We start from the raw sequence: 12,494 nt of genomic DNA, 5'->3' as shown, positions 1-12,494 counted from the left end.
CCGTTCCTCCTTTAATGTTTCAATAGTGGAGTGACTTTTTGTATTAAGTCGTTCAACTTTTTCGCATTTTTTTCATACATTTGTTTCGCTTCTTCCGATTGCGTTTCTAACGCAAACAACTCGAAATCAGCTTGCACTTTTTTCATCGCTGCCAACAAAAGCTGTTTTTCTTGTGGCTGTTGCACGTTAAGTTTATCATCGTATAAATCAACCGTAAGCTGCCCATAGCTATCAACTTGCGCTAAAAAGACGTTTTCAACTGTAACCCCTTGTTTATCCAACTCCGTTTTCAGCCAGCCGCGACTTAAGCCCACAGTCGCGAGCGGCTCGTCTAAAATTTTGCCGTCCATCACAACCGTTTGCGGCTCTTTTTCGGACGGAGGATTTGGGAAGACATCCCCGACCACTAACGGCTGTTTTTCTCGTTTTAATAACACATTCAAATCGCCGTTTGGCTCTAATACCGCAAACTCCACATCAGCGACGCGAAAAACATCTTTTTTCCTTAGCTGCTCCATCAGCTCATCGATCGTATATTTTTCCCGCTTTAAATTTTCCTCTAGCACTTTTCCGTTTTTAATAAATACAGTAGAATTGCCCTCGACGAAATCGCGAAACTTTTTATTATGCAACGAAATATACGAAATAAGAACAGGAAATAGCGACCAAATTAAAATACTTGTGATTCCTTCTTGCAAATTAATATCCAAATCGGTCGACATCGTTCCGGCAATATCGCCAACGGTAATGCCGACAATATACTCAAAAAACGATAATTTCGATAGTTGCTTTTTTCCTAAAATCCTTGTAATAACAAAAAGCCCGATTAAAATCGAAACGGAGCGGATTGCTACTTCTAACCAGATCGGCATCGGTCATACCCCTTACTTTCCATGATATTGCGGTTCTTCTCGTTCCAGTTGACTTAGGCGATGCTTCACATCGGCAATCATTTCTTCCGTCAATAGCATCGCTTCATGAAACACTCGCTTCACCTTTTCATCCGTTGACGTAAGGGAAAATTGTTGGAAGCTTGCATATATGCTTTTTAAACTTGCTAAACTTTGTTTCACTTGCGAAGCAACGGTCATTGCTTTCCCTCCTATCCTTTCGGCCGAAATAACAATGCACCAATAAATCCGAACACAATCGCAGCGGAAATACCAGCACTTGTTACTTCAAACATTCCGGTTAACACACCAATAATCCCATGTTTATCCGCTTCTTGTAGCGCCCCGTGAACAAGCGCATTTCCAAAGCTTGTAATTGGAATAGTCGCGCCCGCACCAGCAAAATCAATAAGCGGCTCATATAAACCAAAGCCGTCCAAAATCGCACCAGCCACAACTAAAATCGAAAGCGTATGCGCCGGTGTCAACTTGAACACGTCCATCATGATTTGTCCGATGACGCAAATAATCCCGCCAACGACAAACGCCCAAAAAAACATCCCCATCATCTTTCTTCACCTCCAGCCTCAATCGCCACCGCATGTGCAATGCACGGAATCGTTTCGTTTTGCTGAAACGTCAGTGGCGATAGTAAAGCTCCTGTTGCAACGACGAGCATTCGTTTCCATTCGCCTCGTTTCATCCGGTTCAATAAATGCCCATACACAACCGTTGCAGAACAACCAGCACCGCTCGCTCCTGATAATACTGGCTGATCTTCTCGATAAATAAGCAACCCACAATCTTGATAGCGTTCCTCCTCAAGGGAAAGTCCGTGTTCCCGTAACAAATCAAGCGATACTTGGCGTCCGATTTTCCCCAAATCTCCCGTTACAATTAAGTCGTAATGCGAAATGTCGACTTGCATGTCGCGCAAATGGGCTTCAATCGTATCCACCACAGCAGGCGCCATCGCTCCCCCCATATTAAATGGGTCGCTTAGCCCCATATCGACGACGCGCCCGATGGTCGCTGCCACAACACGCGGCCCTTCTCCCTCGCTGCTCACAAGCGCTGCTCCCGCACCGGTGACGGTCCACTGAGCGGTTGGCGGTTTTTGCCCCCCGTATTCCGTCGGATAACGAAACTGCTTTTCTACCGCTGTATTGTGGCTTGCAGCCCCCGTTAAAACGTAGTTTGCCCCACCGTGATTTACGATAAACGCACTAAGCGCTAACCCTTCCATCGACGTCGAACAAGCGCCAAATACGCCAAGATACGGTGCCCCGATCGTTCGCGCCGCAAAGTTCGATGGCGTCATTTGGTTAATTAAGTCGCCAGCAATCATAAACTGAATATCCTCTTTCGCAATTCCTCCCTTTTCAATTGCTTTAAAAAATGCTTCTTCTAGCAACACTTTATGTGCCTTTTCGTACGATTCCTCCCCAAGCCAAAGGTCTTCATGCAGCAAATCAAAATCATCAGCAATGCGGCCATTCGCTTCAAACGGTCCGCCGACCGTCGCCGTCGCTACGATCACCGGCCTGTTTTTAAACACCCACGTTCGATGCCCTTTTCTCATCCGAGTCCCCCCCATTTCACGGCGATCGTCTTCACTAATGCGACAAGAAAGGCGGCAAACGTTCCGAACAAAATGACGGAGCCAGCAAGTTTAAACATATTCGCGCCAACCCCTAAAACAAATCCTTCCGTCCGGTGTTCAATCGCTGCGGAAATCACCGCATTCCCAAACCCCGTAACCGGCACTGCTGTTCCTGCCCCGGCAAACTGTGCGATTCGGTCATACACGCCAATACCTGTTAAAATCATCGATAAAAACACCATCGTGGCAACCGTTGGATTTCCTGCTGTCTGTTCTGTAAAATCAAAAAAATACATGTAAAAATAGGAAATCGCTTGTCCAATCGCACAAATGATTCCGCCAACGAAAAAGGCGCGAAAGCAATTTTTTGCCACCGGGCGCTTCGTTTCCCGCTTTTTTTCGAATACATGATATTCTTGCTGCACAGGGGTTAAATTTTTTCGTTTCTCGTTTGCCATAGTATCACCTCTTTACGTGCGCTCTTCGGTTAACCGTTTCAGTTCATCAATTTCCCGATTTATTTGCCGTTCGCTCAACCGGTCTTTTTCGATTTTTCCGCGCAATTCATCCGTCTTCCAAAATAGTTTTAAGTCGCTCGAAGTCGTCACCTCATGGTCTGGAAATAAACGTTCGAGTTGTTGCTGAATGTCTTTGGCCATTTGCTTCATGCGAAACCGCGCCATTTGTTTCACTTGGTAAGCAAGCAACAGCTTCTTGTCTGTACTTACTGCGACAGCGTCGCGAATATCGTCACGTTGCTTTATTTGCGCGACCGCTTGTTCCGCGACGAACTGGCGTGTTTCATTCGTTTTCGCTGTTCCGTCCGTGCTTAGTTGAATCATATTTTTCCCTTGCAATGATTGCTTTTTCACCACAGGCTCACGTGCACAACCTATCATTAAACATCCGATTAGGATGATTCCGGCCAATCGTTTCATTGCTATCAACCCATTCTTATGTAGTTTCTGTAAAGGCGGAAAGGTTGGTCATTAACCAACCTGAGTATGCTTATTGTTTATATTGTGGTTCTTCGTTTTCAATTTCTTGCACGCGGGAGTTAATTAAATCAACGATCGCTTGCGTTTGTTGCGCCACTTGTTGATAGATTTGCTTTGCTGCTTTGTTTTCTGTCTGCAAAGCGAATGTTTCAAAACTTGCTTGTGCTGATTTTAATCCCGCTAACGTTTGTTTTACTTGGGATGCAACAGTCATTGTCAAACCCTCCTAATAAAGTGGATTACAATCGTTAGCATGAATCGTTTGCCAAAAAAATATGAATTCCATTTTTAACTAAAAAACTGCCCCTTATAGGAGGCAGCTTTTGGCTTACTCTTTCTTTTCCACTTTATCTAAATAGCCGCGACCGAGCGACGGATTATTTAAAATGCCAGCCATGACTAAAATACTTAGAAACGCATCGTACAGCCGTTCATATTTTCCTAAATCAATATCGACACCAAACGTTTGCAACGCAAGCAAGCCAAACGAACCGATCGCTAACCAAAGGCCGTAATTTTTAAATCGTTCCATGTTCTCACCTCACTTAAATCCATGAAAACGGACGTCTCTCCCTGTCGTTATCGTCAGTTATGTTTTCTTGTATTTCTTCGACGTCTTCTTCATGATCGCGCCGTAGAGAAAACCATGGATCGTGCAAACGCCTTTTCGGGATAATCACGACCTCGTCCGCATGCACGATTAATTTATCGACGTGAATGACACGCGCTTTTTTATGTTCTGACATGTTCACTTCCTCCTTCATTTATAGAAAGGTTTGCATCATTAGACTATGCATGTGTCACGGATATGGTATAGGCTTTTTGCACAAAAAAAGGATTATCCTTTCCGATAATCCTCACGATTCGTTACTTTTTCTGAATCGGCTTTCCACACCCGCAGCCGCCTTTTTTCCCTTTCTCCGCAGACGATGAATATAGAGGATAGGACTTCGTTCCGCTAATCACGATCGGCTTTTTCCCGTTCATCTTTTCTTCCCCTCCATGTGTAAAGTTATCGTTATTGTATGAAGGAAAAAAGCAATTGGTAACGGTCAAGTCCCTAATTCGATACGTGGAAAACAGAGAATGCCTTCTATTCCTCTTCTCCACTGAATGAAAACGGATTAGAAAGCGATGTCAGTTCGTTTCTTTCCTGCTTAACAATGGCGTTTTGCTGTCGCAACGTATGCAAAAACCAGTTTTCCCCGTCTTCTGCACTTCTGTTCGAACGCGATTGCCCCAACTGCTTCTCCAATTCCGATTTTTCCTGCTTGACTTTCTCCAATTCTTCATAACGTTGTTCGCTCAATAAAGCAAGCTCCTTCAACACCACATTTTCCGCCATCACTGCTTCGACTTGTTTCGTTAGCTCTTTTATTTTTGTCTCCGCTTTTTCGAGCGCTTCTTTTAATCGCTCATTCTCAAGCAAAATATCCCCGTCCTCATATGCTTTCGCCTTGTAGCGAGCTAGCTCAGATTGTAAATAAATAATCCGCTGTTTTAACAGAACAATATCTTCTGCCTGTTTCGCTTTCACACATAGTCCCCCTTTACTTCGTTCTACTTACAACAAATTCACTCGCCTAGCTGTTTAGACCAAAAAAATGAAATTTCCGCTTTTGTCACGGCACATTTACCTAACTTTTTCATACTATACAGTAGTCCTAACACCCACATATTTCTGTGGGAAAAATTTTAAACAGGAGGAAAAAGTTATGGGTCACTCTCATCATAAAGAAAAAGTTTGTATTAAGACTCGTAAAGTGTACGACTGGGTTACACGCCAGGTCGATGTGCCGCTCAAAAGTTTTTCGAACAATGAGCTAGAAACAATCTTCCCAAGCGACAAATGCCCACGAAACTGTGAAAGCATTTGCGACTTCTTCACATCGAACGGGATGAATCCACACGACTTTACGATTCGCTGCTTCTTATCTGACGAAGACGGCAACCGCATTGATCCAGTCGTCGACAACGATGCGCTCATTTGCCAAGAAATTATCCAACCAAACGGTCGCCAACCAGTTACCGTCACCCTTCCGTCAGGCGATGAAGTCACGTTGCAAAAAGTAAAAGTACTTGTGAAAGGGCATGTCGTCGTGCAAATTTTAAACGCGAACGGGCAAGTTGTTTGCGAATCGAATGCCATCCCATTTGCTACCGCACAAACATTTATTTTATGCGCACCAGAAGGAACAACACTCGACTGCCATATCTCCTTCTTCGAATGCGACGCAAGCCTTATTTGTACAAACAACTTCTCGCAACTAGATGTTTCAATTACCCTTTGCCTAGAAGTACAAATGGAGGCAGAAGTAAAAATCGAAGTCGAAGCCCGCTTCTGCAAACCACGCGAAGAAATTTTAGAAGCAACGCTTTGCCCAACAGACAAATTCCCACCACAATGCCCGGAAGTATTCCCGAGCCGCTAAACTTTACGAGTTAGGCTGTTGCCAGATTCAACAGCCTTTTTTGTTTTTTCTCATCGGAGGAACGATCCCCACATATATATAGCTGTAAAAGGAGGGGTGCAGATGGGAAAAAAACCCCCAAACGAGCATATTCAGCTGCAACAAAAATTAATTTATTATCGCGCCGAAATTGCCAAATACGAACAGCAAATAAAAACGTTAGAAACAGAACTGCAAAAGGAAAAATTGCGTAACGAATTTTTAGTGGAAAAGCTACACGAAACCCAGTCTGTACATGTAGAAACGTATGAGAAACAAATCGCGCAGCTCGAACAGCAACTACTATCGTACGAAGTTGCTTTAGAAGAAGCAGAGCGGCAAATTCAGCAGTTAAAAAAATGGAAAGTGCCAGAAGAGAAAAAACAAACAATAATGAACGTGCAAGCGTTTTTTGCCTATTCCGTTATTCTTCCTGAAACTTCTGAAGAAGAAACGCTCGTTATTGGTGATTTTTTCGTTCAGAACATCGGAACAGAACCGCTGCAAAACATCGTTGTCTGCCTTCGCGTCCGACCAATGACAGCAGCCGAGTTAAGCGGAAAAATCGCTACATATTCAACGAAAGAAGTGGACGATGCCGAATGGATCTTTGCATATGAAAATTGGCGCGAACGAATGAAAGCAGACGGTGAATATTGGATTAAACCATTTCAGCAAAAACCTCTTTTCCCAAACGAACAACTCCGGCTTGCCAATTTGCACATTCGGTTCAAAAACGCCCCTTCGGTTGTCATTGACGGATTTGTTTATGGAAATGAACTCCCTAACGGCGTCCCTTCGCTAAACCGCATCATCCTCAATAAGTAGCCTCTCCTCATCGACGGAGGAGAGGTTTTTATTATGAGAGTTTTTGTACAATCGTTTCCAAAAACGAAGCACATCCGGCTATCGCTAAAAAAACGATGAATGGTTCAAATACGGCCGGCCATATCGCATACCCCCCGTACAATCCCCCAGCACACCATATTCCTGTGCACCAATAACAGCTTAACAATTCCCCAATCCACTTTCTTATCCCTTCTCCCTTTACAACAAGAAACGTTTCTGTCGTTCCGTCCAGCATCGTTTCCTCCACTATTTCATGAAACGGCTTACGAAGAAACGAGGTAATCGTATCATACACCACTAATCTCGTTAAACGAAAACTTGCTAGCGAAAGCACGAAAAAGAAAAATGGATTGTCCATGTTCTCTCCTCCACCTCCTTTTTCCCCATTATATGTAAACAAGAACGACTAGTTTCCCGTTTTCTCAACCTCGTTAGGCATTTGTCTAAGCCATTTTCCCATTGGTTCATATGATACAGTAGATGTTCTTGATGAAAGGAGTGACTGTCATGTATAGCGTATTTGTGCATACGAAACCGCTGAAGAAAAAATTAACCGCAGCCGACGAAGCGATGATCGCCCAATTACAAACGTTGCAGCCAGGAACAGAAATCAACGTCCATACGAAAAAACAGACGTATTATAACGCTATCTTTCAATCGTTTCATGCAAAAAAAGGGTTGGTTACTTTAGTGACTGATTCATTTTATCCAAATGGAGAAAAACGGATTACCGTTCCCATCGGAATGATTACCTCGCTTGATACACCGTCTTCCGCACAGTCAGACGAAGAAGAGGAATAACGGAAGAACCAGGTATACGCCTGGTTTTTTACGTCTAACGAAAGGAGTGTTTCCATGAACATCGCTATTATCGGAGCAGGATACGTCGGACTGACGACCGCAGCCGTTTTAGCAGAGGTTGGGCATACCGTTTGCTGCGTCGATCAAGATGTGCATAAAATCGAACAGTTAAACAATGGGAATGTGCCCATTTATGAACCTGGCCTGTCTGAACTAATGGAAAAAAATAAATCATCGCTTACCTTTACGACGTCCCTGATAGAAGGAGCAACATTTCCTGTTATTATCATTTGCGTCGGAACACCATCGTTGCCGGACGGAAATACCGATTTGCGCTTCCTTCAGTCGGTTATCGACCAATTAGCTCCACATATTCATTCGCATAAAACGATTATTACAAAAAGCACCGTTCCACCTGGGACAAATGAATGGATCTATGAAACGCTTATCGAAAAAGGAGTTCCACCACATTTATTCCACGTCGTTTCCAATCCGGAGTTTTTACGGGAAGGCTCAGCCATTTCTGATATGTTGCACGCTGATAAAATTGTCGTCGGTCTTCGACGAGACGACGATCAGTCGCTCGAAGTAATGAAAACGATGTATGCCGGCATTTCTGCACCGTACATCGTCACAAGCCTTACAGGCGCGGAAATGATTAAATATGCGTCGAATGCGTTTTTAGCGATGAAAATCTCGTTTATTAACGAAATTGCCCGCATTTGCGATGCGTTCTCGGTCAACGTCAACGATGTCGCAAAAGGAATCGGCTATGACCCGCGCATCGGTCCTCATTTTTTACAAGCAGGGCTCGGCTACGGAGGGTCGTGTTTTCCGAAAGACGTTCGATCCCTTGAGCAAACGGCTCGATCGAAAAATATTGAACCGCTTCTATTGCAAGCCACTCAGCGCGTCAATGAGTCGCAAATCGATGTTTACCTCCGCAAACTACACGAAACGGTGCATGACTTGCCACGACAAACGATTGCCGTGCTCGGCATCGCCTTTAAACCAAATACCGACGATACACGCGAATCACCAGCCGAACGATTCATCCGCCAACTTAGCAACATTGGCTGCACCATCCGCGCCTATGATCCAAAAGCAACATTAAGTAGCGACATGCCAAACGTCATCCAAACATCCACCGTTATGGAAGCGTTAAACGAAGCGGATGTACTCGTCATCGCGACTGATTGGCCTGAGTTTCAACAACTAGACTGGGAGAAAGTAAAACAACGAATGAACGGTATCCTCGTGTTAGATGCGCGCAATTGTTTGAACCGCAAAAAACTTGAAGAAGCAGGATTACATTATATAGGGGTTGGTGTCGGGTGAAAATTATCGTTACTGGAGCGGCAGGCTTTATCGGCTCACATTTATGTGAAAAATTGCTCCAAGACGAACAGCATACCGTCGTTGGCATTGATGGGTGGATTGGTCCGACCCCTGCCCACATCAAAACACACAACCTTCAAACATTGCTTGCCCATCCTCGCTTTACGTTGATTTCGGAAAATTTATTGACCGCACCGTTACATGAACTACTAAAAGATGCGGATGTGGTCTATCATTTAGCAGGAATGCCAGGCGTACGCACAAGTTGGGGGAGCGATTTCGCAGCGTATGCACTTCATAACATTTCCGTCACTCAACAATTGCTAGAGGCGTGCAAACATACACAAATTCAGCAATTTATTTACGCCTCCACTTCTTCCGTATATGGCGAAAAAGACGGGAAATTGTCTGAAACGCTAGAACCAGTCCCCCTCTCGCCATACGGCATCACGAAACTAACAGGGGAACATTTATGCCGCGTGTATCATACAACGTTTGGTGTCCCAACAGTCATCTTGCGCTATTTTACCGTATACGGCCCGCGGCAGCGGACGGACATGTCGTTTCACCGTTTTATTAATCAGCTATTAAAAAATGAACCGCTCACGATTTTTGGCGATGGCACGCAATCCCGCGACTTCACATATATTTCCGATTGCGTCGACGGCACTGCTTCTGTATTAGGCAATGAAGCAACCATCGGCCAAACAATGAACATCGGCGGCAAAGAAAGAGCTTCCGTCAATGACGTCATCGCATTATTAGAAGAGTTGACAGGGAAAAAAGCGATCCGAAAATATGTAACGTCTGCGATCGGCGAACCGAAACATACATGGGCTGATCTTTCCCGCGCCGAACATTATTTACAATACTGTCCGAAAGTTTCATTAAAAGAAGGACTACTAAGGGAAATCGAGTATATTCGCGACCTTTACCAGGAGGAATACGAGTGAATATCGCCTATATTTGCACAGAAAAGTTACCTTCCCCCGCCGTGAAAGGCGGAGCGATCCAGCTCATGATTGACGGGATCTCTCCTTTTATTGTGAAAACACATCATTTAACGATTTTTTCGATTACCGATCCATCATTGCCTATGAACGAGATGACGAACGGAATTGAATATATACGCTTTCCGAAAGAAACGTACGAACAAGACGTTGCCAATACATTAAGAAATCGGACGTTTGATGTCATCCATGTGTTTAATCGCCCTGCGCGCGTCAGCCAATATAAAGAAGCAGCACAAGAAAGCGCCATTGTATTAAGCTTGCACAACGATATGTTTTCTCCGCTAAAAATAGCAAAAGAAAAAGCAGAGCAAGCATTAAAAGATACATCCATTCTTACTTCCGTCAGCAACTATATTAAACAAACGGTACGAAAACGGTATGACGTGCCAGAGGAAAAAATACGCGTTATTTATTCAGGAGTCGATGGCTCACAATTTATTCCTGTTTGGACAGAAGAAGGGAAACAAACAAGAAACGAAATACGGCAAATGCTTGGGCTTAAAGACGAGAAAGTCATTTTATTTATTGGGAGGTTAAGTAAAACGAAAGGGCCACATGTCCTCCTTCGCGCGATGCGTAAAGTTCTTTCCCGCCATCCAAATGCAGTGCTTGTGATCGCTGGCGGGCGCTGGTTTAGCGAAAATAGCTGGGACGACTATGTCCGCGAATTGCATCGTCTCGCCATTCCATTTGGAAATCACATTCGTTTTACGAACTATGTCCCTGCATGGCAAGTCCCACACCTATTGCTTAGCGCTGACGTCTTCGTTTGCAGTTCTCAATGGCATGAACCGCTCGCGCGCGTTCATTATGAAGCGATGGCTGCCGGCATTCCCATTATTACGACTAACCGCGGCGGCAATGCCGAAATCGTACAACATAAAAAAACTGGATTTGTCATCGACGACTATGCCAATCCTTCTGCCTTTGCAGAGGCGATTCATTATATGCTCGTTCATGAGAGCGAAGCGGAAGCGATGGCTCGCCGCTCGCGCGCAGAAGTAGAAGAAAAATTTCTATTTTCCCACGTCGCCGAACGGCTCATGGCCGTCTACGAAGAAGCGGCAAAAAAAAGATGCCTTTATTAGGCGTCTTTTTTAGCTGATGATAAATCCGCTTCCTGTCTTTCTATCACTCGAACCGCCCTTCTTTTTCTTTTTCGAATCGGAAGTATCTGTATAAGAAGAAGATAAAATAAACGGTTGTCGCTTCTGTTTTGCTGTTTTTTCTTCGTGCTGTTGCGTCGATTCCTTTTCTTTGGCTGTTTTTTTTGCTTGTTTCTCTTCTTTCTTTTCCTTTTTCTTTTCTTTCTTCGCTTGTTTCTCGTCTACTTGTTGATTCGTTTCCTCTTGTTCTAGTATCGCTTCTGTTTGTGCAGCTTCCATTGGCTCGACTTCATCGTCCGTTAGTGCGTCTGCTTGTTCCCACACTTCTAATAGCTCAGAAGCAACCCTCTCCCACGTATAGAGCGAAACCGCTAATCCCCTTCCTTTTTCTCCCATTTTTTTCATCCGTGCCTTATCCGATAATAGCTGAGAAATCGCAGCAACAAAATCGTTCGGGTCTTCTGGATTTTCCACGACTAATCCGTTCTCGTTCGCAAAAATTACTTCGGGATTGCCTCCCCTTGCCGTCGTAACAATCGGAAGCCCTGCTGCCATCGCTTCGTAATGTACGCGGGCTAACGGCTCTTGCCATTGTGAAGTACATACGAACAGGTCAGTTGCTGCAAACCAATTTTGAATTTCATCGGGTGCTACAAACCCCGTGGTCACAACAGGAATGGAAAGGGTTCCTGCTAAGGCGCGAACGTAGGCAACATAATCATTGACTTTATTTTCGCTAAACCATTTACTGCCGATGATGACTAACGCTAAATCTTTATGTTTTTTCACAAGTGCTGGCAACGCTTCTAGCAATTTATCGACTCCTTTATTGCGCGAAAGCCTGCCAGCAAATAAAATAACCGTTTTATTCTCTAGCCCGTGCGCTTTGCGAAGCTCGTTGCGAATTTTTTGCATCTTTTGGTGCATCCCAGGCAAAAACCGCTGGGCATCTACTCCAGAGTAAATCGTGCGAAGTTTAGGGGCTGCTTGCGGATATAGTTCGCGAATCACATTTCCGACATAGTTGCTGATCGTAACAATGCCTGATACAGTGGCAATGACTTCATTCGCTTCTTCTGGCTCAATCTTCTCCGCGTCGAACATATCGTTATGCATACTTAACGTTAGTTTTGCTTGTGGAGCGGCTTGGCGAATCGGTAGTACGAGGCGTGGACGATTAAAAATGTGGATTAAATCAAATGAATGGGACTCAATATAGCGGACAACATGTTCCCGATAAATTTCGAATACTTTTCCAGGAATGCGCACATAACGAATACCCTCGATCGTTTCTTCGTCTGGCAACGACGGGTCGTTCACTCCTAATACGGTTATGTCGTGAAATGACCGCAAATGGGGAAGAATGCTAGAAATATATGTTTGAATTGCTCCGCCTAATATCGGAGGAACGGGGAGTTTTTCCGTACAAACCATTAAAATTTTCAT

At 44.3% G+C, this 12,494-nt stretch carries 18 protein-coding genes; 6 read left to right on the top strand and 12 right to left on the bottom strand.

Annotated features, from left to right (window positions below):
• Positions 1-11 precede the first annotated feature (11 nt).
• The 10 genes from GFC30_RS05875 to GFC30_RS05830 form a co-directional block, all read right to left on the bottom strand.
• Entirely contained in the window at positions 12-872 is an 861-nt protein-coding gene (locus tag GFC30_RS05875; protein ID WP_066323320.1) for a DUF421 domain-containing protein, read from the bottom strand.
• A 12-nt stretch (positions 873-884) separates the two neighbouring features.
• Entirely contained in the window at positions 885-1,091 is a 207-nt protein-coding gene (locus tag GFC30_RS05870; RefSeq protein WP_066323319.1) for a DUF1657 domain-containing protein, read from the bottom strand.
• A gap of 11 nt (positions 1,092-1,102) precedes the next feature.
• Positions 1,103-1,459 (bottom strand): stage V sporulation protein AE, encoded by a 357-nt coding sequence (gene spoVAE, locus GFC30_RS05865; RefSeq protein ID WP_066323318.1) that lies wholly within the window; start codon positions 1,457-1,459, stop codon positions 1,103-1,105.
• Positions 1,456-2,472, bottom strand: a complete 1,017-nt coding sequence (spoVAD, locus tag GFC30_RS05860) for a stage V sporulation protein AD (RefSeq protein ID WP_066323317.1) — start codon at positions 2,470-2,472, stop codon at positions 1,456-1,458. Before spoVAD ends, spoVAE begins: the two co-directional genes overlap by 4 nt.
• A complete protein-coding gene (gene spoVAC, locus GFC30_RS05855) occupies positions 2,469-2,951 on the bottom strand; it encodes a stage V sporulation protein AC (RefSeq protein ID WP_066323316.1) in 483 nt (160 codons plus the stop codon). Before spoVAC ends, spoVAD begins: the two co-directional genes overlap by 4 nt.
• A gap of 12 nt (positions 2,952-2,963) precedes the next feature.
• Positions 2,964-3,431, bottom strand: a complete 468-nt coding sequence (locus tag GFC30_RS05850; RefSeq protein ID WP_066323315.1) for a YhcN/YlaJ family sporulation lipoprotein — start codon at positions 3,429-3,431, stop codon at positions 2,964-2,966.
• A gap of 70 nt (positions 3,432-3,501) precedes the next feature.
• A complete protein-coding gene (locus GFC30_RS05845) occupies positions 3,502-3,705 on the bottom strand; it encodes a DUF1657 domain-containing protein (RefSeq protein WP_066323314.1) in 204 nt (67 codons plus the stop codon).
• Between the two features lie 114 nt (positions 3,706-3,819).
• Positions 3,820-4,023 carry a holin gene (locus GFC30_RS05840; RefSeq protein ID WP_066323313.1) on the bottom strand — a complete coding sequence of 68 codons (204 nt, stop codon included), beginning with the start codon at positions 4,021-4,023 and terminating at the stop codon, positions 3,820-3,822.
• A gap of 13 nt (positions 4,024-4,036) precedes the next feature.
• Positions 4,037-4,237 carry a hypothetical protein gene (locus tag GFC30_RS05835; RefSeq protein WP_066323312.1) on the bottom strand — a complete coding sequence of 67 codons (201 nt, stop codon included), beginning with the start codon at positions 4,235-4,237 and terminating at the stop codon, positions 4,037-4,039.
• 347 nt (positions 4,238-4,584) lie between these two features.
• Entirely contained in the window at positions 4,585-5,028 is a 444-nt protein-coding gene (locus GFC30_RS05830) for a hypothetical protein (protein ID WP_084256211.1), read from the bottom strand.
• 178 nt (positions 5,029-5,206) lie between these two features.
• Here GFC30_RS05830 and GFC30_RS05825 point away from each other — a divergent pair, with 178 nt between their 5' ends.
• Positions 5,207-5,923, top strand: a complete 717-nt coding sequence (locus tag GFC30_RS05825; RefSeq protein ID WP_066323311.1) for a BMQ_0737 family morphogenetic spore coat protein — start codon at positions 5,207-5,209, stop codon at positions 5,921-5,923.
• Positions 5,924-6,025: 102 nt separating this feature from the next.
• Positions 6,026-6,769, top strand: coding sequence for a coiled-coil domain-containing protein (locus GFC30_RS05820; RefSeq protein WP_066323310.1), 744 nt, complete (start codon positions 6,026-6,028; stop codon positions 6,767-6,769).
• Between the two features lie 31 nt (positions 6,770-6,800).
• On the opposite strand, the gene GFC30_RS05815 is transcribed toward GFC30_RS05820, so the two are convergent.
• Positions 6,801-7,148, bottom strand: coding sequence for a DUF1360 domain-containing protein (locus GFC30_RS05815; RefSeq protein WP_066323309.1), 348 nt, complete (start codon positions 7,146-7,148; stop codon positions 6,801-6,803).
• 149 nt (positions 7,149-7,297) lie between these two features.
• Here GFC30_RS05815 and GFC30_RS05810 point away from each other — a divergent pair, with 149 nt between their 5' ends.
• Genes GFC30_RS05810 through GFC30_RS05795 form a run of 4 tightly spaced genes read left to right on the top strand, consistent with a single transcriptional unit; the run spans position 7,298 to position 11,030 of the window.
• Entirely contained in the window at positions 7,298-7,591 is a 294-nt protein-coding gene (locus GFC30_RS05810) for a hypothetical protein (protein WP_066323308.1), read from the top strand.
• Positions 7,592-7,645: 54 nt separating this feature from the next.
• A complete protein-coding gene (locus GFC30_RS05805; RefSeq protein WP_066323307.1) occupies positions 7,646-8,929 on the top strand; it encodes a UDP-glucose dehydrogenase family protein in 1,284 nt (427 codons plus the stop codon).
• Positions 8,926-9,882, top strand: a complete 957-nt coding sequence (locus tag GFC30_RS05800) for an NAD-dependent epimerase/dehydratase family protein (protein WP_066323306.1) — start codon at positions 8,926-8,928, stop codon at positions 9,880-9,882. Before GFC30_RS05805 ends, GFC30_RS05800 begins: the two co-directional genes overlap by 4 nt.
• Complete coding sequence (locus GFC30_RS05795) at positions 9,879-11,030, top strand: glycosyltransferase family 4 protein (protein WP_066323305.1); 1,152 nt, start codon at positions 9,879-9,881, stop codon at positions 11,028-11,030. Before GFC30_RS05800 ends, GFC30_RS05795 begins: the two co-directional genes overlap by 4 nt.
• Before the next feature lie 9 nt (positions 11,031-11,039).
• Here the strand turns inward: GFC30_RS05795 and GFC30_RS05790 are convergent, their stop codons facing one another.
• Positions 11,040-12,494 (bottom strand): glycosyltransferase family 4 protein, encoded by a 1,455-nt coding sequence (locus tag GFC30_RS05790; RefSeq protein WP_084256209.1) that lies wholly within the window; start codon positions 12,492-12,494, stop codon positions 11,040-11,042.

Source organism: Anoxybacillus amylolyticus (assembly GCF_001634285.1).
GTDB lineage: Bacteria > Bacillota > Bacilli > Bacillales > Anoxybacillaceae > Anoxybacteroides > Anoxybacteroides amylolyticum.
This window is presented reverse-complemented; position numbering and strand designations above follow the sequence as displayed.